This is a genomic window from Virgibacillus xinjiangensis (assembly GCF_042643145.1).
Lineage (GTDB): Bacteria > Bacillota > Bacilli > Bacillales > Amphibacillaceae > Virgibacillus_O > Virgibacillus_O xinjiangensis.
The window spans coordinates 21,831-42,445 of record NZ_JBHRSA010000044.1 but is presented as its reverse complement, the minus strand read 5'-3'; the positions used below and the strand labels follow the sequence as shown (position 1 = coordinate 42,445).

Genomic DNA, 20,615 nt, shown 5'->3' with positions numbered 1-20,615 from the left:
TGTAAAGCGTCAAACTAGGAGCTCTGAAATAGGATGACCCTGGTCCATTAAATATAAATCTTCTTATCCAATAATTAAAAAGTAGGTGCCCATATGGCTGAGCATTACTTTTCAAACAAACCCCAATCAAAAAGTTCACCCAAAACTTGGAAATATAAATTGAGGAGTAAGGTTTATACTTTCACAAGCGATGTGGGAGTGTTTTCCAAAAATGATGTGGATTTCGGTTCACGTTTATTAATAGAGAATTTTTCCGCTCCGGGACGCTCCGGAGATCTATTGGATCTTGGCTGTGGCTACGGTCCTATTGGAATTGCTATAGCAGATGCTTACTCGGAAAGAAGAGTTGTCATGGCTGATATCAATCAAAGAGCACTCGGATTAGCGGAGCAGAACGCGAAACAGAACAATGTTGGCAATGTGGAATTTGTATATAGCGACTTGCTTTCCGGCCTGCAGAATCGTTCGTTTGCGGCAGTGATTACCAACCCTCCGATCAGAGCAGGGAAAAAGGTAGTGCATCAATTGTTTGAAGACGCAAAGGAAGCGTTGTATGCCAATGGGGAATTATGGGTGGTCATCCAAAAGAAACAAGGTGCGCCATCAGCAAAGAATAAATTAGAAGAATTATTCGGAGAAACTGAAGTGGTGGCGAAAGACAAAGGGTACTATATATTAAAGGCCCTAAAAATTTGACGACAAATTCTCATGATGGTATGATTGATAAATGCTAACATGGCGATTCCTTTGTCAATATATATTTTTATCGAATTATGACGTATATTCCATTGTTGAACGGGGAAGATGGTAAAGTTAAGAGTAAGTAAAACTGGAATCCCCTGTCAAAAGAATGACATTGACTGCCGCACGAGAATGGTGGAGGGCAGAGGAATCTGCTGCACATTCATAGATTTATGATTTTACTTGAAAACCGGTTATCCGGCAAGTATAAGACGGTATTAAAACGATCCTGAATGATTGCAAATTCAGGCTTGTTTTTCAAATATAATATTCATTTCAGTAGAAAATTTCTACAAAATGCTTGATTTAAGGGGTGAAGCAGTTGACAGGTCAACTAGTTCAGTATGGACGGCACCGCCAACGCAGAAGCTACGCGCGTATCAGCGAAGTTTTGGAACTGCCAAATTTAATCGAGATTCAAACCGCTTCCTATGAGTGGTTCTTGGAAGAAGGGCTTAGGGAAATGTTCAAAGACATTTCTCCTATTGAAGATTTCACTGGAAATCTATCTCTTGAATTTGTCGACTACAGCTTAGGTGAACCAAAGTATTCCGTGGAAGAATCAAAGTCACGGGATGTCACCTATAATGCTCCGCTTCGCGTGAAGGTCCGTCTCATAAATAATGAAACCGGCGAAGTGAAAGAGCAGGAAGTCTTTATGGGAGATTTCCCTCTGATGACAGATACGGGAACATTTGTGATTAATGGGGCTGAACGAGTGATCGTCTCACAGCTCGTCCGTTCACCTAGTGTCTATTTCAACCAGAAGATTGATAAAAACGGGAAACGGGGAATCGGCGCTACAGTCATCCCTAACCGAGGTGCTTGGCTGGAATTCGAGACAGACGCCAAAGATGTTGCCCATGTCCGCATTGATCGAACACGCAAATTGCCGATAACCGTGCTATTGCGTGCACTTGGCTTTGGTACAGACCAGGAAATCATCGATCTGATCGGAGAGAATGAATACCTTAAAAATACATTAGAAAAAGATAACACAGAGACTTCAGAAAAGGCTCTCTTGGAGATCTATGAACGCTTGCGTCCTGGTGAACCACCTACCGTGGAAAATGCGAAAAGTCTGCTGGTTTCCCGCTTCTTCGACCCGAAGCGATATGACTTGGCGCGTGTCGGACGTTATAAGATGAACAAGAAATTGCATCTTAAAAACCGCCTTTTCAATCAGGTGTTGGCTGAAAATATCGTGGATCAAGAAACGGGAGAGGTTCTTGCCCAAAAAGGGGATAAGCTGGAACGTAAACTGTTGGATAAAATCATTCCGTATCTCGAGGACGAAGAAGCTCGTCTTGGCGAGAAGGTGCTCGAGCCGAATGATGGAGTTTTAGAGGACACAATCCCACTCCAATCTATCAAGATAGTTGACCCGACTGATCCTAACGGCGAAAGGGAATTGAATGTGATCGGCAATGCAAATGTGCCGAAAGATGTAAAACATATCACGCCGGCCGATATCCTTTCTTCTGTCAGCTATTTCTTCAACTTGCTTCATGAGGTTGGCGGCACAGATGATATCGACCATCTTGGAAATCGGCGCCTCCGATCAGTCGGAGAACTGCTGCAGAATCAGTTCCGTATTGGCTTGTCACGGATGGAACGTGTGGTCAGAGAGAGAATGTCCATTCAGGATACCTCAAGTATCACACCACAACAGCTGATCAATATCAGGCCTGTAATTGCGTCGATCAAAGAATTCTTTGGTAGCTCGCAGTTATCCCAGTTTATGGATCAGACCAATCCACTTGCTGAACTGACCCATAAACGCCGCCTTTCCGCATTGGGGCCGGGTGGTCTGACAAGAGAACGTGCCGGCTTCGAAGTTCGTGACGTCCACTACTCGCACTATGGCCGTATGTGCCCGATTGAGACGCCTGAGGGGCCGAATATCGGCTTGATCAACTCCTTGTCCAGTTACGCAAAGGTGAATGAGTTCGGGTTTATTGAAACTCCATATCGTCGTGTGGACCCTGAGACAGGAAAGGTTACCGCACAGATTGATTACCTGACAGCCGATGAGGAAGATAACTATGTAGTAGCACAGGCAAACGCCGAATTGAATGAGGATGCAACATTTGCAAGCGAGGAGGTCATCGCCCGCTTCCGTGGTGATAACACCGTTGTTAAACGGGAACAGATCGACTACATGGACGTATCTCCAAAGCAGGTTGTTTCTGCGGCTACGGCATGTATTCCTTTCTTGGAAAATGATGACTCCAACCGCGCATTGATGGGTGCGAACATGCAACGGCAGGCTGTGCCTTTGATGCAGCCAGAATCCCCTATAGTCGGTACTGGAATGGAATACGTAAACGGCAAGGACTCCGGTGCTGCAATTATCTGCCGCCACGACGGTATTGTGGAGAGTGTGGAGGCTAAGACAGTGGTGGTGCGCCGTGTTTCTGAAGTGGACGGAAAAGAAGTCGAAGGAGATACAGACAAGTACACCTTGCAGAAATTCATTCGTTCAAACCAAGGTACTTGTTACAACCAACGTCCAATCGTAAGTGAGGGCGACCGGGTGACTAAAGGAGAAGTCCTGGCTGATGGCCCTTCCATGCAGGATGGGGAATTGGCATTAGGCAAAAACGTTTTGGTCGGTTTTATGACCTGGGAAGGTTATAACTACGAGGATGCCATCATTATGAGTGAAAGACTTGTAAAAGATGACGTCTACACTTCCATTCATATTGAAGAATATGAATCAGAGGCTCGTGACACGAAGTTGGGACCTGAGGAAATCACTAGAGACATCCCGAATGTCGGGGAAGATGCCTTGAAGAATCTAGATGAGCAAGGAATCATCCGTGTCGGTGCTGAAGTGACAGATGGAGACATCCTGGTGGGCAAGGTCACTCCTAAGGGTGTAACCGAGTTGTCTGCGGAAGAACGACTCCTTCATGCTATTTTTGGCGAAAAAGCAAGAGAAGTTCGTGATACTTCGTTGAGAGTACCTCATGGTGCTGGCGGAATTGTCCTCGACGTGAAAATTTTCCATCGTGAGGATGGAGATGAACTGCCGCCGGGCGTAAATCAGCTGGTTCGCGTTTATATTGTGCAGAAGCGGAAGATAAACGAAGGTGACAAAATGGCTGGTCGTCACGGTAACAAAGGTGTTATTTCAAAGATCCTTCCAGAAGAAGATATGCCTTATCTTCCTGATGGGACACCAATCGATATCATGCTTAACCCACTGGGTGTACCATCGCGTATGAATATCGGACAGGTGTTTGAGCTGCACCTTGGAATGGCTGCTAGAGAATTAGGCCTGCATGTGGCAACCCCGGTATTTGACGGAGCGAGAGAAGAAGATGTCTGGGAAACACTGGAAGAGGCTGGTATGCCAAGGGATGCTAAAACGATCCTTTATGATGGCCGCAGTGGTGAACCTTTTGATAACCGTGTATCAGTCGGAGTCATGTACATGATCAAACTGGCCCACATGGTTGATGATAAATTGCACGCACGTTCAACTGGACCATATTCACTCGTTACCCAACAGCCGTTGGGTGGTAAAGCACAGTTCGGTGGACAGCGTTTTGGTGAAATGGAGGTATGGGCACTGGAGGCTTACGGTGCTGCATATACCCTGCAAGAAATTCTAACGGTGAAGTCGGATGATGTCGTTGGTCGTGTGAAGACCTACGAATCGATTGTCAAAGGCGACAACGTTCCGGAGGCAGGGGTTCCTGAATCCTTCAAAGTATTGATAAAAGAACTTCAGAGTCTCGGAATGGACGTCAAAATGCTATCAAGTGATGAAGAAGAAATTGATATGCGTGAACTGGAAGAAGAAGATACACAGGCGGCTAGCAAGTTGAACTTGGAAGTCGGAGAAAATCAATAGTTGGCGGAAATGATCCCGGACTCCGGGATCCCCAGCCAGCTTTTTGCTTAATTAAAGATAAGCCAAAGGATAAAACGGGACACTTTAAGGGAGGTAGGCCCTTTGCTAGATGTAAATAACTTTGAGTATATGAAAATCGGTTTAGCATCATCGGAAAAAATCCGTTCATGGTCTTACGGAGAGGTGAAAAAACCGGAAACAATCAATTACCGGACGCTGAAGCCAGAGAAAGACGGCTTATTCTGTGAGCGTATTTTCGGGCCGCAGAAAGACTGGGAATGCCATTGTGGCAAGTACAAACGGGTACGATATAAAGGTGTGGTCTGTGATAGGTGCGGCGTGGAAGTAACCAAATCCAAGGTCCGCAGGGAAAGAATGGGCCATATTGAATTAGCTGCCCCTGTATCACATATTTGGTATTTTAAAGGGATCCCGAGCCGTATGGGTCTTGTTCTCGATATGTCTCCACGAGCTTTGGAAGAAGTTATCTATTTTGCGGCCTATATTGTAACAGATGCAGGTGATACTCCTTTAGAGAAGAAACAGCTTCTTTCCGAAAAGGAATACCGCTCTTATTATGATAAGTACGGTAAATCCTTCAAGGCCCAGATGGGTGCTGAAGCAATTCGCAAACTTCTGCAGGACATTGATCTGGAGAAAGAAGTAGACGCCTTGCGTGAAGAGCTGAAGACGGCTCATGGCCAGAGAAGGACTCGTGCAATCAAGCGTTTGGAGGTACTCGAGTCTTTCCGTAATTCCGGCAATGATGCCTCCTGGATGGTGCTGGATGTTCTGCCGGTCATCCCTCCTGAGATTCGTCCAATGGTACAGCTTGATGGCGGTCGTTTTGCCACATCTGATTTAAATGATTTGTACCGTCGAGTGATCAACCGGAATAACCGTCTGAAGCGCTTGCTTGACCTAGGTGCACCTAGCATCATCGTCCAAAATGAAAAGCGTATGCTGCAGGAAGCAGTCGATGCTCTTATTGATAACGGCCGGAGAGGACGCCCTGTAACTGGTCCTGGTAACAGACCATTGAAATCACTGTCCCACATGCTGAAAGGGAAACAGGGGCGTTTTCGTCAGAATCTGCTCGGTAAACGTGTAGACTATTCAGGTCGTTCTGTTATCGTTGTCGGCCCACACTTGAAAATGTACCAATGCGGACTGCCGAAAGAAATGGCATTGGAATTGTTTAAGCCATTCATTATGAAAGAATTGGTGGAAAGAGGAATCGCTCATAACATCAAGTCTGCAAAACGTAAAATCGAGCGTGTGCACCCTGAAGTCTGGGATGTGCTTGAGGAAGTCATCAAGGAGCATCCAGTATTGCTTAACCGTGCGCCAACTCTGCACAGGCTGGGAATCCAGGCGTTTGAACCGACTCTTGTTGAGGGGCGCGCTATCCGCCTTCACCCACTAGTGTGTACAGCCTATAATGCTGACTTTGATGGAGACCAAATGGCCGTTCACGTTCCATTATCGGCAGAGGCCCAAGCAGAAGCCCGCATATTGATGCTGGCAGCTCAGAACATTCTTAATCCTAAGGATGGTAAACCTGTTGTTACGCCTTCCCAGGACATGGTGTTGGGTAACTATTACCTTACATTGGAGAGAGAAGGTGCGATTGGTGAAGGTAAGGTTTTCAAAGATATCAACGAGGCGCTTCTATCCTATCAGAATGGGTATGTCCACCTTCACACTAGGATTGCAGTTCAGGCTGCTAGTCTGAAAAACAAAACCTTTACACAAGATAATCAGAACAAATTATTGCTGACGACGGTCGGGAAACTGGTGTTCAATGAAATCCTGCCGGAATCCTTCCCGTATATTAACGAGCCTACTCAAAGCAATCTTGAAGACGAAACACCTGACAAGTACTTTGTAGACAGTAATGAAAATGTCAAAGAAGTAATCCAATCCAGAGAAATTATCAAACCTTTCAAGAAAGGTTTCCTGGGTGATATTATCGCTGAAGTATTCAAACGGTTTAAGATCAGTGAAACTTCTAAAATGCTTGACCGTATGAAGGATCTTGGTTTCAGTTATTCTACGAGAGCTGGAATGACTGTCGGTGTTTCTGATATTGTGGTGCTTGCTGAAAAAGAAGGCATCCTTGATGAAGCGCAGAAGAAAGTGGATAACGTGTTGAAACAGTTCCGCCGTGGTCTTATCACTGATGAGGAACGGTATGACCGGGTCATTGCAGTCTGGTCTCAGGCAAAAGACACGATTCAGGATAAATTGATGCAGTCCTTGAGTCCTCGAAATCCTATTTTCATGATGAGTGACTCAGGTGCGAGGGGTAACGCGTCCAACTTCACACAGCTGGCGGGGATGCGTGGTCTGATGGCCAACCCGGCTGGTAAGATCATTGAGCTGCCGATCAAGTCCAGTTTCCGTGAAGGTCTCACTGTATTGGAGTACTTTATCTCCACCCACGGGGCTCGTAAGGGGCTTGCTGATACAGCATTGAAAACGGCCGACTCCGGTTATCTCACCAGAAGGCTGGTTGACGTTGCCCAGGATGTTATTGTTCGTGAAGAGGATTGTGGTACAGATCGAGGCTTGAACGTTTCTGCCCTGACTGAAGGTACGGAACTGATCGAACCTCTGGTCGACCGTTTAATTGGACGTACCGCCTTCCAGACTGTCAAACATCCGGAAACCGGCAATGTGATTGTTGAATACGACACAGTCATTTCTGAGGATCAGGCAAAACAGATTGAAGAAGCAGGTATTGAAAATGTGATTATCCGTACCGCATTTACTTGTAACACTAAACACGGAGTTTGTAAGAGGTGTTATGGCCGCAACCTTGCGACCGGCGATGAGGTTGAGGTTGGTGAGGCAGTTGGTATTATTGCTGCACAATCCATCGGTGAACCAGGTACACAGCTTACCATGCGTACATTCCATACCGGCGGGGTGGCTGGTGATGACATCACACAGGGTCTGCCGCGTATTCAGGAGATCTTTGAAGCCCGTAATCCAAAAGGTCAGGCAGTCATCACTGAAGTACAAGGAAGTGTACTGGAGATTAAGGAAGTCAAAGATAAGCAGGAAATCGTCATCCAAGGCGATGTCGAACAACGTTCTTATCCAGTTCCATATAATGCCCGGATAAAAGTGACAGTGGGTGATGAGGTCCAAGCTGGGCAGGAGCTTACAGAAGGTTCTGTAGATCCGAAAGAGCTCCTGCGGATTAAAGGTATTGAAGGAGTCCAGGACTACCTGCTTAAGGAAGTACAAAAAGTTTACCGTATGCAGGGTGTGGAAATCGGCGATAAACACGTTGAAGTGATGGTTCGCCAGATGATGCGCAAGGTCCGTGTAGTCGATGCCGGAGATACTGAAGTTCTTCCTGGATCTTTACTCGAACTGCATCAATTCCGCGATGCAAACCATGAAGTTCTGGTGAATGGAGAGTCTCCTGCTACCGGGAAACCCGTATTACTCGGAATCACAAAGGCTTCCCTTGAGACCGATTCGTTCTTATCTGCGGCATCCTTCCAGGAAACAACACGTGTCCTGACAGATGCTGCTATTAAAGGAAAGCGCGATGAGCTATTAGGTCTGAAAGAGAATGTTATTATCGGTAAGTTGGTCCCGGCTGGCACAGGGATGCAGCAATACCGCTCAGTTGAAGCGGATGTTGATGAGCCAATTGAGGAAACCGAAGAAACAGAAACAATTCAATAAACGGAATGGAGGTTCCGGTCTATCCGGAACCCCGTCCGCTTATTTACATGAGGAAACAAGTGTTGAATCAGGAAGCATAAAAAATCTATTTTATGTTGACACGCCATTGGGTGAGTGATAAACTATCCTAGGTGCTTCCGATATGCTTGTTGCTTTGGAGGATATACGGATATGTCTTATGAAAAAGTAACGCAAGTTCAATCACGTGTGATTATTGGAACGAAGCAAACACTCAAAGCTATGAAAAATGGCGAAATAAGTGAAGTGATTATTGCTGACGATGCTGATCCAAAAATAACACAAAAAGTTGCAAGTTTAGCCAAAGAATTGAATATACCATGCGATCGGGTTGATTCAATGAATGAGCTTGGAGCTGCTTGCGGCATAGAGGTTGGCGCATCTACAGCAGCAATAAAACAATCCTAGTTTTGGCGGGATTTCCCGCGAAAGCTTTGTTTTTGCCAAAAGATGAACCACCTGGACATGTGGGATTACAAAAGCCACAATTGGCGGGTGGTGCTAGGTTTCAGAGTAAACCGAACTTATGTTAAGAAAGGAGGAAACATAAATGCCTACAATTAATCAGCTAGTACGTAAAGGTCGTGTGAGCAAGCCGAAGAAGTCTGACTCCCCAGCACTCAACAGAGGGTACAACAGCTTCAAGAAAAAGTTCACCAACCAAAACTCTCCTCAAAAACGCGGAGTTTGTACTCGTGTGGGTACACTGACACCGAAGAAACCGAACTCGGCTCTTCGTAAATATGCTCGTGTGCGTCTTTCCAATAACATGGAAGTAACTGCATACATCCCAGGGATTGGCCACAATCTTCAGGAGCATAGTGTTGTTCTTCTGCGCGGAGGACGTGTAAAAGACCTTCCTGGTGTACGTTACCATATTGTACGTGGTGCACTTGACACAGCAGGAGTAGAAGGTCGTGCACAAGGCCGTTCCAAGTACGGGACAAAACGACCTAAGAAATAAGATGTCAAACGAAAACAAACAGGAAAGGAGGGGGACATATGCCACGTAAAGGACCAGTACCTAAACGCGATGTCTTGCCAGATCCACTATATAAGTCAAAGTTAGTTACCCGTTTAATCAACCAAATCATGATTGATGGAAAACGCGGTAAAGCCCAAAAAATTCTTTATAATGCATTCGATCTTGTAGCTGAAAGAAGCGGTCAAAATGCAATGGAAGTATTTGAACAGGCGATGAAAAACGTTATGCCAGTACTCGAAGTTAGAGCCCGCCGTGTTGGTGGTTCAAACTATCAAGTACCAATGGAGGTTCGCCCTGAGCGCCGCCAGGCTTTAGGACTACGCTACATCGTCAACTACTCCCGTCTTCGCGGAGAGAAAACGATGGAAGAGCGCCTAGCAAACGAAATCCTGGATGCTTCCAACAACACTGGGGCTGCAGTGAAGAAACGTGAAGAAATGCATAAAATGGCTGAAGCTAACAAAGCATTTGCTCACTACCGCTGGTAATACTACCAAATTAAAAGCTTTCAAGAGAAGGGAGAAGAATACATGGCTAGAGAGTTCTCCTTGGAAAAGACGCGTAATATTGGTATTATGGCACACATTGATGCAGGTAAGACCACCACTACCGAGCGTATTCTTTTCTACACAGGACGTATTCACAAAATCGGTGAAACCCACGAAGGTGCTTCTCAGATGGACTGGATGGAGCAGGAACAAGAGCGCGGAATCACGATTACTTCCGCAGCAACCACTGCTCAGTGGAAGGGCCACCGTGTAAACATTATCGACACACCAGGACACGTAGACTTCACAGTTGAAGTTGAACGTTCCCTCAGAGTGTTGGATGGTGCTGTAACAGTTCTTGATGCCCAATCAGGTGTTGAGCCTCAAACAGAAACCGTTTGGCGCCAGGCTACCACATATGGTGTGCCGCGTATCGTGTTTATCAATAAGATGGATAAAGTAGGTGCGGATTTCGAGTATTCCACTGGAACTCTGCAAGACCGACTTGGTGCTAATGCCCATCCGGTCCAACTTCCTATCGGTGCTGAAGATGAATTCGAAGGAATCATCGACCTTGTTACCATGGAAGCCTACTATTATGAAGATGATCTTGGAACACGCGCAGAGGCTCGTGAGATTCCCGCTGAATACAAGGAAAAAGCAGAAGAACTTCGCGCAAGCCTGGTTGAAGCAGTTTCTGAACTTGATGAAGACTTGATGATGAAGTTCCTCGAAGGGGAGGAAGTCTCCAACGAAGAACTGAAAAATGTAATCCGTCAAGCTACCCTGAACGTAGAATTCTACCCTGTATTCTGCGGCTCCGCCTTCAAAAACAAAGGCGTTCAGCTGGTGTTGGATGGTGTCCTTGATTATCTTCCAGCTCCGACCGATGTACCACCTATCGAAGGTATTATACCTGGCTCTGAAGAGAAAGTAACTCGCCCATCCAGTGATGATGCACCTTTCTCTGCATTGGCATTCAAAGTTATGACTGACCCATATGTTGGTAAACTTACATTCTTCCGTGTTTATTCCGGTACACTTGATTCTGGTTCTTATATCAGAAACTCTGTGAAGGATAAGCGTGAACGTGTAGGGCGAATCCTGCAGATGCATGCTAACTCACGTGAAGAGATCTCCACTGTATACAGTGGTGAAATTGCCGCTGCAGTTGGTTTGAAAGATACCTCAACCGGTGATACATTGTGTCATGAAAAAGACTTGGTCATCCTTGAATCCATGGATTTCCCTGAACCGGTAATCTCTGTAGCTATCGAGCCTAAGACAAAGGCCGACCAGGATAAAATGGCTATTGCTCTTGGCAAGTTGGCTGAAGAGGATCCGACTTTCAAGACAGAGACGGACGTGGAAACTGGCCAGACAATCATCTCCGGAATGGGTGAACTTCACCTTGACATCATCGTGGACCGTCTGAAGCGTGAATTCAAAGTAGAAGCAAATGTTGGCGCTCCAATGGTTGCTTATCGTGAGACCATCCGTACTTCTGCTGAAGTTGAAGGTAAGTTCGTACGTCAGTCCGGTGGTCGTGGACAGTATGGTCACGTTTGGGTCAAATTTGAACCAAACGAAGAAGGCGCCGGCTTTGAATTTGAAAATAAAATCGTTGGTGGGGTTGTACCGCGTGAATATATTCCATCTGTCGAAGCAGGAATCAAAGAGTCTGCAGAGAATGGTATTCTTGCAGGATATCCTCTGATTGATTTTAAAGCTACATTGTATGATGGAAGCTACCATGACGTTGACTCCAACGAGATGGCATTTAAAGTTGCTGGTTCCATGGCGTTGAAGGCTGCTAAAGCTAAGACCCAACCGGTAATCCTCGAGCCTGTCGTAAAAGTGGAGATTGTCATTCCTGAGGAGTATATGGGTGACATCATGGGTGACGTAACCTCCCGTCGTGGACGTGTGGAAGGTATGGATTCCCGTGGACAGCAACAGCTAGTCAATGCATTTGTCCCATTGTCTGAAATGTTCGGTTATGCAACTGCTTTGCGCTCCAATACACAGGGCCGCGGAACTTATACAATGACCTTCGACCACTATGAAGAAGTGCCGAAGAGCATTGCTGAAGAAATTATCAAGAAAAACGCTGGTGAATAATTGATTTTTTCTTCAATCTAAAGTATAACTTTTAGTAAAGGCTGAGAGATTATGACCATTCTATTTTCTTGGCTGTATATAAATGCTAAAAACTTTCATTTAATTAAAGGAGGAACTATAAATGGCTAAAGAAAAATTCGATCGCTCCAAAAGTCACGTGAACATTGGAACAATTGGTCACGTTGACCACGGTAAAACAACTCTTACTGCTGCTATTACTTCTGTAATGCACAAGAAATCCGGTAAAGGTTCCGCTATGGCCTATGACCAGATCGACGGAGCTCCAGAAGAAAAAGAGCGCGGGATTACTATTGCTACTTCCCACGTAGAGTACGAAACAGATACCCGTCACTATGCACACGTTGACTGCCCAGGTCACGCTGACTATGTTAAAAACATGATCACTGGTGCTGCACAGATGGACGGAGCTATCCTGGTTGTTTCTGCTGCAGATGGTCCAATGCCACAAACTCGTGAGCACATCCTGCTTTCCCGTAACGTAGGTGTACCTTCTATCGTTGTATTCCTGAACAAAACAGACATGGTAGACGATGAAGAGCTGCTCGAATTAGTAGAAATGGAAGTGCGTGATCTTCTTACAGAATACGACTTCCCTGGTGATGATGTACCAGTAATAAAAGGTTCTGCTCTGAAAGCTCTTGAAGGAGATGCTGAGTACGAGGAAAGAATCGTTGAATTGATGGCTGCAGTCGACGAATACATTCCGACTCCAGACCGTGACAAAGATAAGCCATTCATGATGCCTGTCGAGGACGTATTCTCCATCACTGGCCGTGGTACAGTTGCAACTGGCCGTGTTGAACGTGGTGAAGTTAAAGTAGGGGACGAAGTAGAAATCATCGGCCTTGCTGAAGAATCTTCTAAAACTACTGTAACTGGTGTTGAGATGTTCCGTAAGCTTCTTGACTATGCAGAAGCTGGTGACAACATCGGTGCACTTCTACGTGGTGTAGCTCGTGATGACATCAACCGTGGCCAAGTTCTTGCTAAGCCTGGTTCTATCACTCCACACACAAAGTTTAAAGCAGAAGTTTACGTTCTTTCTAAAGAAGAAGGTGGACGTCACACTCCATTCTTCGCCAACTACCGTCCACAGTTCTACTTCCGTACAACTGACGTGACTGGAGTAATTGAACTTCCAGAAGGCGTTGAAATGGTAATGCCTGGCGATAACGTGGAAATGAAAGTTGATTTGATTTCCCCAATCGCTATCGAAGACGGTACTCGTTTCTCCATCCGTGAAGGTGGACGTACTGTTGGATCAGGCGTTGTAAACGAAATTCAAGAGTAAACTTGCTAATAACAAAACGGACAGCGTGCTGCGCTGTCCTTTTTGTTATGTCTATGGATGGTGTGGAAGGCATCATCGTCAATTTTGATATAGACTCACCCTCTTAGTAAAAAAGTTTCGCGAACCCTTGAAATAGAGGGTTAATGTCTGTATAATACATTGATGTGCGATTCGTTAGGATTATATAAATAAAGGTTGCACTGACCACCATTTTCTTATATAATATGAATGTTGGTCATTTAAGGCGATGAAACGGAAGGTTGTTGGCACACCCGGCCCCTTTGCCATGGCGGGAGTGTTAAGGAATTTCCGTGGAGTATGTCTGTAACAATATGGGCGAAAAAGGAGGGAAAATAATGGCAAAAGAGAAAATCAGAATCCGTTTGAAAGCATATGATCACCAAGTATTGGATCAATCTGCTGAAAAAATTGTAGACACTGCAAAAAGAGCTGGATCCAAAGTATCTGGACCAATTCCTTTGCCGACCGAAAGGTCTGTCTACACAGTATTGCGTGCCGTGCACAAATACAAAGATGCACGTGAACAATTCGAGATGCGTACACATAAACGTTTGATCGATATTGTTAATCCAACACCACAGACGGTTGATTCGCTTATGCGTCTTGATCTTCCATCCGGTGTGGATATTGAAATTAAATTATAATCTTTAGGTTAATTATAGGAGGTGTAACGGATGACGAAAGGAATCTTAGGTCGTAAAATCGGCATGACTCAGCTTTTTTCTGAAACTGGCGAATTAATCCCTGTAACAGTTATCCAAGCTGAGCCAAACGTAGTTTTACAGAAGAGAACAGAAGAAAACGATGGGTATAAAGCATTGCAACTAGGCTTTGCTGACGTCAAAGAATCTCGCACAAACAAAGCGGCTAAAGGTCATGCTGAAAAAGCGAGCACTAGCCCTAAGCGCTACGTTCGTGAAATCCGTAACGCAGACATTGATGCGTATGAAGTCGGCCAAGAAGTCGGAGTAGACGTTTTCGAGGCTGGAGATAAAATTGATGTAACTGGTACTACCAAAGGGAAAGGTTTCCAAGGCTCTATCAAACGTCACAATCAACAACGCGGGCCATCTTCCCACGGTTCCCATTTCCACAGAAGCCCAGGTGCTTTGGGTTCTATTGACCCGATGAGAGTATTCAAGGGTAGACCACTTCCAGGTCAAATGGGCGGCAACCAGGTTACCATCGAAAATCTGGAAATTGTAAATGTGGATACTGAAAAGAATCTGCTTCTTATCAAAGGAAACGTTCCAGGTGCTAAGAAATCATTCGTGAAGATCACGAGTGCAAACAAGGCTAACTAATAATATACACGAAGGGAGGATATGTCATGCCTAAAGTAGCACTTTTTAAACAAGACGGTTCACAAGCTGGAGATGTAGAGTTGAATGACTCCGTATTCGGCATAGAACCAAACACACATGTACTGCATGAGGCTGTTGTTATGCAGCGTGCTTCCTTGAGACAAGGTACTCACGCAGTAAAAAACCGTGCAGAGGTTAGCGGTGGCGGACGTAAGCCATGGCGTCAGAAAGGAACTGGCCGTGCGCGTCAGGGTTCCATCCGATCTCCACAATGGGTTGGTGGTGGTACAGTATTCGGACCAACACCACGCAGCTATAGTTACAAACTTCCTAAGAAGGTACGTCGTTTGGCGCTTAAGTCTGCTTTATCTTCTAAAGTTCAAGAAGAGAATCTTGTAGTATTGGAAAATATCGCAATTGAAGCTCCAAAAACTAAAGAAGTCGTTAAGATGCTGGATGCACTTAATGTAGACTCTAAAGCTCTGATCGTAACTGCTGAAAAGGAAGACACAGTAATCCGTTCAGCTAACAACCTTCAATCAGTGAAAGTACTTACTGTAGAAGAAATCAATGTACTTGACTTGCTTACGCATGACAAGCTGATCGTCACTAAGGATGCAGCTGAAAAAGCAGGGGAGGTGCTTGCATAATGAAAGATCCACGTGATATTATAAAGCGCCCTGTCATCACTGAGCAGTCAGCTGATCTGATGTCAGAGAAAAAGTACACATTTGAAGTTTATCCAAAAGCCAATAAAACCGAAATCAAAGATGCAGTCGAGTTGATCTTCGATGTGAAAGTAGAGAAAGTCAACACGATGAACGTCAAAGGTAAATTCAAGCGGATGGGACGTTACGGTGGTTACCGCCCAGATCGCAAAAAAGCAATTGTACAGCTTACTGAAGACAGCAAAGAACTGGAATTCTTTGAAGCTTAGTCAAAAATAAGTGAAGGAGGGAAAACAAGATGGCGATTAAGAAGTTTAAACCAACATCAAACGGCCGACGTAATATGTCAACATCTGATTTCGCGGAAATCACAACTGACCAGCCGGAAAAATCCCTGTTGAGCCCACTGCATAAACGCGGCGGTCGTAACAACCAAGGGAAATTGACTGTTCGTCATCAAGGTGGCGGCCATAAGCGTCAATACCGTATTATCGACTTCAAACGCGATAAAGACGGTATACCAGGACGCGTTGCTACTATTGAGTATGATCCAAACCGTTCAGCAAACATTGCTTTGATCAACTATGCTGATGGTGAAAAGCGCTACATTTTAGCTCCTAAAGGACTGAAGGTAGGGCAAGATATCGTTTCTGGAGAAGAAGCGGACATTAAATTGGGGAATGCATTGCCATTGGCTAACATTCCAGTGGGTACAATCATCCACAACATCGAACTGAAACCGGGGCGTGGAGGCCAGCTGGCTCGTTCTGCTGGAGCTGAAGCTCAAATCCTCGGACGTGAGGACAAATACACTCTTGTACGCCTAGCTTCTGGTGAAGTGCGCTTGGTACTTTCTTCTTGCCGTGCAACTGTCGGCCAAGTCGGAAACCTTGAGCATGAACTTGTTCGCGTAGGTAAAGCTGGACGCTCTCGCTGGAAAGGTCTTCGTCCAACAGTACGTGGTTCTGTAATGAACCCTAACGATCACCCACATGGTGGTGGTGAAGGCCGTGCTCCTATCGGACGTAAATCTCCAATGTCACCATGGGGCAAACCAACTCTCGGTTACAAAACACGTAAACGCAACAAGCCTAGCGATAAATATATCGTTCGTAAACGTAAAAAATAAATTAAGTTTTGGACGGGATAACATCCCCGTCTCTCAATTGCGGAAGGAGGTTTATCCATGGGTCGTAGCTTAAAAAAAGGACCTTTTGTAGATGACCATCTAATGAAAAAAGTCGAGAACTTGAATGAAACGGAAAAGAAGCAAGTAATCAAGACTTGGTCCCGCCGTTCAACTATTTTCCCTAATTTCGTTGGTCATACAATCGCAGTATATGATGGACGTAAACACGTACCCGTCTACGTTACAGAAGACATGGTCGGACATAAATTAGGTGAATTCGCGCCAAGCCGTACGTTCAAAGGACACGCTGGCGATGACAAGAAAACAAAACGCTAATGAGAGGAGGCATTCAATATGCAAGCTAAAGCCGTTGCGAAGTCAGTTCGCATTGCTCCTCGTAAAGTACGTCTAGTCGTCGATCTAATTCGAGGAAAAAATGTTGGTGAAGCTGTAGCAATCCTGCGCCACACAAGACGCGGTGCATCTCCGGTAGTTGAAAAGGTGCTTAACTCCGCTATTGCAAACGCAGAACACAATTATGAGATGGATCCGGATAACCTGGTCATTTCTGAAGCATTTGTAAATGAAGGTGCTACATTGAAACGTTTCCGTCCACGTGCTCAAGGACGTGCAAGCAGAATAAATAAACGCACAAGCCATATCACACTGGTTGTAACAGAAAAGAAGGAGGGATAGTCAGTGGGTCAAAAAGTTAATCCAACGGGTCTTCGCGTTGGCATCATCAAAGACTGGGAGTCAAAATGGTATGCCGGCAAAGACTATGCAGACTTGCTGCATGAAGATATTAAAATCAGAGAATATCTTGAAAACCGTTTGCGTACAGCTGCTGTTTCTTCCATCGACATTGAACGTGCAGCAAACCGTGTAAACATTACCATTCATACTGGTAAGCCAGGTATGGTAATCGGTAAAGGCGGTTCCGAGGTGGAAGCACTTCGTAAAGCGTTGAACAGCCTTACAGGCAAACGTGTACACATTAATATTGTTGAAATCAAGAAAGTTGATCTTGACGCAACACTTGTTGCTGAAAATATCGCTCGTCAGTTGGAAAACCGTATTTCTTTCCGTCGTGCTCAGAAGCAAACCATTCAACGTGCAATGCGTGGTGGCGCGAAAGGTATTAAAACTATGGTATCCGGACGTCTTGGCGGAGCAGACATCGCTCGTGCTGAACATTACAGCGAAGGAACTGTACCACTTCACACACTGCGTGCCGACATCGACTATGGCACAGCAGAAGCAGACACAACTTATGGTAAGTTAGGTGTCAAAGTGTGGATCTATCGTGGGGAAGTCCTTCCAAGCAAACCTAACAAATAAGGAAGGGGGCAGATGCATTATGTTAATGCCTAAACGTGTTAAATATCGTAGACAACATCGTGGAAAAATGAGAGGCCAAGCTAAAGGTGGCAGAACAGTAGCATTTGGGGAATATGGTCTTCAAGCTACAGAAGCTTCTTGGATCACAAGCCGTCAAATCGAGGCTGCCCGTATTGCAATGACTCGTTACATGAAACGTGGCGGTAAAGTTTGGATCAAAATCTTTCCAGACAAACCATATACTGCTAAACCCCTAGAAGTCCGCATGGGTTCCGGTAAAGGTGCTCCTGAGGGATGGGTAGCAGTAGTAAAACCAGGAAAAATTATGTTTGAGATTGCAGGTGTGCCCGAGGAAGTTGCGCGTGAAGCGTTACGTCTTGCCTCACATAAGCTGCCGGTTAAAACTAAATTTGTAAAACGTGAAGAAATTGGTGGTGAAATCAATGAAGGCTAATGAAATCAGAGAACTAACCACTGCCGAAATTGAACAAAAAGTTAAATCTTTGAAAGAAGAACTTTTTAATTTACGCTTTCAACTTGCAACCGGCCAATTGGAAAACACTGCACGTATCCGTGAAGTAAGAAAGACAATTGCCCGCATGAAAACTGTTGCGCGTCAACGCGAACTAAGTGTAAATAACTGATTCCTAGAGAGGAGGCTAGCCTCATATGACTGAACGTAATAATCGTAAAGTATATACAGGTCGTGTTGTATCTGACAAAATGGATAAAACAATCACTGTATTGGTTGAAACATACAAGTTTCATAAGCTGTACGGAAAACGTGTTAAGTATTCAAAGAAATTCAAGGCGCATGATGAAAACAATCAAGCAAAAACTGGCGACATTGTCAGCATCATGGAAACCCGCCCGCTGTCAGCTACTAAGCGCTTCCGTCTGGTAGAAGTTGTAGAAGAAGCGGTAATCATATAAATAAAGTTCGCTCGGAAGGTATCCGAAGGGAGGTCACAGTGTTATGATTCAACAAGAGACTCGATTGAAAGTTGCAGATAACTCTGGTGCTCGTGAAGTATTGGCCATTAAAGTATTAGGCGGATCCGGACGTAAAACTGCTAATATTGGTGATGTAGTTGTTTGTACGGTGAAACAAGCAACACCAGGAGGCGTTGTCAAAAAAGGCGATGTTGTAAAAGCAGTAATTGTACGTTCTAAATCTGGTGCACGCCGTAAAGACGGGTCATACATTCGTTTTGATGAAAATGCAGCGGTAATCGTTCGTGACGATAAAAGTCCAAGAGGAACTCGTATCTTTGGGCCAGTCGCACGTGAATTGCGCGATGCAAAGTTCATGAAAATCGTATCTCTAGCTCCAGAAGTTTTATAAGTGATAGAAACCTGTCAAGGAGGTGCGTCAAGCATGCATGTTAAAAAAGGTGATAAAGTCAAAGTTTTATCCGGCAAAGACCGTGGTAAAGAGGGCGTTATCTTAGAAGCTTATCCGAAGAAGGAACGTGTTCTTGTAGAAGGTGTCAACATGATCAAGAAACACGCGAAGCCTTCCCAGGATAATCCGCAGGGTGGAATCCTCGACATCGAAGGTCCAATCCATGTATCTAATGTAATGCCGATAGATCCAAAATCCGGTGAACCAACTCGTGTTGGGTATGAAGTACGTGATGGAAAGAAAGTCCGTATCGCTAAAAAATCCGGTGAAGCTTTAGATAATTAATTTAGCGACGAAAGGAGGGCGACATGATGAATGAACTTAAACAAAAATACCAAGATGAAATTACACCATCTCTAATGAATAAATTCAACTATGATTCTGTTATGCAGGTACCTGGCCTTGAAAAGATTGTAATCAATATGGGTGTGGGTGATGCAGTACAAAATTCCAAAGCATTGGATGATGCCGTAGAAGAGCTTGCATTAATTTCTGGTCAAAAGCCTATGGTTACTCGTGCGAAGAAATCCATCGCTGGGTTCCGCCTTCGTGAGGGAATGCCAATCGGCGCCAAAGTTACACTCCGTGGTGAGCGTATGTACGAATTCCTTCAAAAACTGATCGCTGTTTCACTGCCTCGTGTACGTGACTTCCGCGGTATCTCTAAAAAAGCTTTTGATGGCCGTGGCAACTATACGCTGGGTGTTAAAGAGCAATTGATTTTCCCGGAAATTAACTATGACAAAGTAAGTAAAGTGCGTGGTATGGATATTGTTATCGTAACAAGCTCCAATACTGATGAAGAAGCACGTGAACTTTTGGCTCAGCTAGGCATGCCTTTCCAAAAATAAGCTAAGAGCTAATAGAAGGAGGGAAAATTGTGGCTAAGAAATCAATGATTGCGAAGCAAAAGCGTCCACAAAAGTATCAAGTACGTGAATATACACGTTGTGAACGCTGTGGCCGTCCACATTCAGTAATCCGTAAATTTAAACTATGCCGTATTTGTTTCCGTGAACTTGCCTATAAAGGTCAAATTCCTGGTGTCAAAAAAGCAAGCTGGTAAACCCCGATTCGGGAAGGAGGTAATGAGTAATGGTTATGACAGATCCGATCGCAGATATGCTGACTCGTATTCGTAATGCTAACATGGTACGTCATGAAAAATTGGAGCTTCCTGCTTCAAAAATGAAACAAGAAATCGCTGATATCCTCAAACGTGAAGGTTTCATTTCTGATTTTGAATTTGTTGAGGACAACAAACAAGGTGTTCTGCGTATTTTCCTTAAATACGGCTCAAATGACGAACGTGTTATCACCGGCATCAAACGCATCAGTAAACCTGGACTCCGCGTTTATGCTAAAGCAACGGAAGTACCGCGTGTACTTAACGGTTTAGGAATTGCTATCGTCTCAACATCCAACGGAGTGCTTTCTGATAGAGAAGCTCGTTCTCAAGCTGTTGGCGGCGAAGTACTAGCATACGTTTGGTAATTAACTTTTCTAGATAGGAGG

24 protein-coding genes are annotated in these 20,615 nt (G+C 44.9%); all 24 read left to right on the top strand.

The window, feature by feature from the left end; all coding sequences use genetic code 11:
* Nucleotides 1-93: 93 nt before the first annotated feature.
* The 24 genes from ACFOGI_RS11780 (at nt 94) to rpsH (ending at nt 20,594) form a co-directional block, all read left to right on the top strand.
* Nucleotides 94-696 carry a class I SAM-dependent methyltransferase gene (locus ACFOGI_RS11780; protein ID WP_390272718.1) on the top strand — a complete coding sequence of 201 codons (603 nt, stop codon included), beginning with the start codon at nt 94-96 and terminating at the stop codon, nt 694-696.
* Nucleotides 697-1,063: 367 nt separating this feature from the next.
* Nucleotides 1,064-4,603 carry a DNA-directed RNA polymerase subunit beta gene (gene rpoB, locus ACFOGI_RS11775; protein WP_390272715.1) on the top strand — a complete coding sequence of 1,180 codons (3,540 nt, stop codon included), beginning with the start codon at nt 1,064-1,066 and terminating at the stop codon, nt 4,601-4,603.
* 102 nt (nt 4,604-4,705) lie between these two features.
* Entirely contained in the window at nt 4,706-8,308 is a 3,603-nt protein-coding gene (gene rpoC / locus ACFOGI_RS11770) for a DNA-directed RNA polymerase subunit beta' (protein WP_390272712.1), read from the top strand.
* A gap of 171 nt (nt 8,309-8,479) precedes the next feature.
* Nucleotides 8,480-8,734: a 50S ribosomal protein L7ae-like protein gene (locus tag ACFOGI_RS11765; RefSeq protein WP_390272710.1), complete on the top strand. Its 255-nt coding sequence runs from the start codon at nt 8,480-8,482 to the stop codon at nt 8,732-8,734.
* 142 nt (nt 8,735-8,876) lie between these two features.
* A complete protein-coding gene (rpsL, locus tag ACFOGI_RS11760) occupies nt 8,877-9,290 on the top strand; it encodes a 30S ribosomal protein S12 (RefSeq protein ID WP_390272708.1) in 414 nt (137 codons plus the stop codon).
* Nucleotides 9,291-9,328: 38 nt separating this feature from the next.
* Nucleotides 9,329-9,799 carry a 30S ribosomal protein S7 gene (gene rpsG, locus ACFOGI_RS11755; RefSeq protein ID WP_390272705.1) on the top strand — a complete coding sequence of 157 codons (471 nt, stop codon included), beginning with the start codon at nt 9,329-9,331 and terminating at the stop codon, nt 9,797-9,799.
* Nucleotides 9,800-9,841: 42 nt separating this feature from the next.
* The gene (gene fusA, locus ACFOGI_RS11750; RefSeq protein WP_390272702.1) at nt 9,842-11,920 is read left to right on the top strand and encodes an elongation factor G; all 2,079 of its coding nucleotides are present in this window, start codon (nt 9,842-9,844) and stop codon (nt 11,918-11,920) included.
* 121 nt (nt 11,921-12,041) lie between these two features.
* Entirely contained in the window at nt 12,042-13,232 is a 1,191-nt protein-coding gene (gene tuf / locus ACFOGI_RS11745) for an elongation factor Tu (protein ID WP_390272700.1), read from the top strand.
* A 356-nt stretch (nt 13,233-13,588) separates the two neighbouring features.
* A complete protein-coding gene (gene rpsJ, locus ACFOGI_RS11740) occupies nt 13,589-13,897 on the top strand; it encodes a 30S ribosomal protein S10 (protein ID WP_390272698.1) in 309 nt (102 codons plus the stop codon).
* Nucleotides 13,898-13,927: 30 nt separating this feature from the next.
* Nucleotides 13,928-14,557: a 50S ribosomal protein L3 gene (gene rplC, locus ACFOGI_RS11735; RefSeq protein ID WP_390272695.1), complete on the top strand. Its 630-nt coding sequence runs from the start codon at nt 13,928-13,930 to the stop codon at nt 14,555-14,557.
* A 26-nt stretch (nt 14,558-14,583) separates the two neighbouring features.
* Nucleotides 14,584-15,207, top strand: a complete 624-nt coding sequence (gene rplD / locus ACFOGI_RS11730; protein ID WP_390272692.1) for a 50S ribosomal protein L4 — start codon at nt 14,584-14,586, stop codon at nt 15,205-15,207.
* On the top strand, nt 15,207-15,494 hold the full coding sequence (gene rplW / locus ACFOGI_RS11725) for a 50S ribosomal protein L23 (protein WP_390272689.1): 288 nt from the start codon (nt 15,207-15,209) through the stop codon (nt 15,492-15,494). The genes rplD and rplW overlap by 1 nt, the downstream gene beginning before the upstream one ends.
* Nucleotides 15,495-15,523: 29 nt before the next feature.
* The gene (gene rplB / locus ACFOGI_RS11720) at nt 15,524-16,354 is read left to right on the top strand and encodes a 50S ribosomal protein L2 (protein WP_390272686.1); all 831 of its coding nucleotides are present in this window, start codon (nt 15,524-15,526) and stop codon (nt 16,352-16,354) included.
* A gap of 57 nt (nt 16,355-16,411) precedes the next feature.
* On the top strand, nt 16,412-16,690 hold the full coding sequence (gene rpsS, locus ACFOGI_RS11715; protein ID WP_390272684.1) for a 30S ribosomal protein S19: 279 nt from the start codon (nt 16,412-16,414) through the stop codon (nt 16,688-16,690).
* A gap of 18 nt (nt 16,691-16,708) precedes the next feature.
* Nucleotides 16,709-17,050 (top strand): 50S ribosomal protein L22, encoded by a 342-nt coding sequence (rplV, locus tag ACFOGI_RS11710; RefSeq protein WP_390272681.1) that lies wholly within the window; start codon nt 16,709-16,711, stop codon nt 17,048-17,050.
* Nucleotides 17,051-17,053: 3 nt separating this feature from the next.
* Nucleotides 17,054-17,695: a 30S ribosomal protein S3 gene (rpsC, locus tag ACFOGI_RS11705; RefSeq protein ID WP_390272678.1), complete on the top strand. Its 642-nt coding sequence runs from the start codon at nt 17,054-17,056 to the stop codon at nt 17,693-17,695.
* Nucleotides 17,696-17,714: 19 nt separating this feature from the next.
* Nucleotides 17,715-18,149: a 50S ribosomal protein L16 gene (gene rplP / locus ACFOGI_RS11700; RefSeq protein ID WP_390272676.1), complete on the top strand. Its 435-nt coding sequence runs from the start codon at nt 17,715-17,717 to the stop codon at nt 18,147-18,149.
* Entirely contained in the window at nt 18,139-18,339 is a 201-nt protein-coding gene (rpmC, locus tag ACFOGI_RS11695; protein ID WP_390272674.1) for a 50S ribosomal protein L29, read from the top strand. Before rplP ends, rpmC begins: the two co-directional genes overlap by 11 nt.
* 25 nt (nt 18,340-18,364) lie before the next feature.
* Entirely contained in the window at nt 18,365-18,628 is a 264-nt protein-coding gene (rpsQ, locus tag ACFOGI_RS11690) for a 30S ribosomal protein S17 (protein ID WP_026680242.1), read from the top strand.
* 43 nt (nt 18,629-18,671) lie between these two features.
* Nucleotides 18,672-19,040 (top strand): 50S ribosomal protein L14, encoded by a 369-nt coding sequence (gene rplN / locus ACFOGI_RS11685; protein ID WP_390272671.1) that lies wholly within the window; start codon nt 18,672-18,674, stop codon nt 19,038-19,040.
* A gap of 33 nt (nt 19,041-19,073) precedes the next feature.
* The gene (gene rplX / locus ACFOGI_RS11680) at nt 19,074-19,385 is read left to right on the top strand and encodes a 50S ribosomal protein L24 (protein ID WP_390272669.1); all 312 of its coding nucleotides are present in this window, start codon (nt 19,074-19,076) and stop codon (nt 19,383-19,385) included.
* 26 nt (nt 19,386-19,411) lie between these two features.
* A complete protein-coding gene (rplE, locus tag ACFOGI_RS11675; RefSeq protein WP_390272666.1) occupies nt 19,412-19,951 on the top strand; it encodes a 50S ribosomal protein L5 in 540 nt (179 codons plus the stop codon).
* 29 nt (nt 19,952-19,980) lie between these two features.
* Nucleotides 19,981-20,166: a type Z 30S ribosomal protein S14 gene (locus tag ACFOGI_RS11670; protein WP_019375521.1), complete on the top strand. Its 186-nt coding sequence runs from the start codon at nt 19,981-19,983 to the stop codon at nt 20,164-20,166.
* A 29-nt stretch (nt 20,167-20,195) separates the two neighbouring features.
* On the top strand, nt 20,196-20,594 hold the full coding sequence (rpsH, locus tag ACFOGI_RS11665) for a 30S ribosomal protein S8 (RefSeq protein ID WP_390272664.1): 399 nt from the start codon (nt 20,196-20,198) through the stop codon (nt 20,592-20,594).
* Nucleotides 20,595-20,615 lie beyond the last annotated feature (21 nt).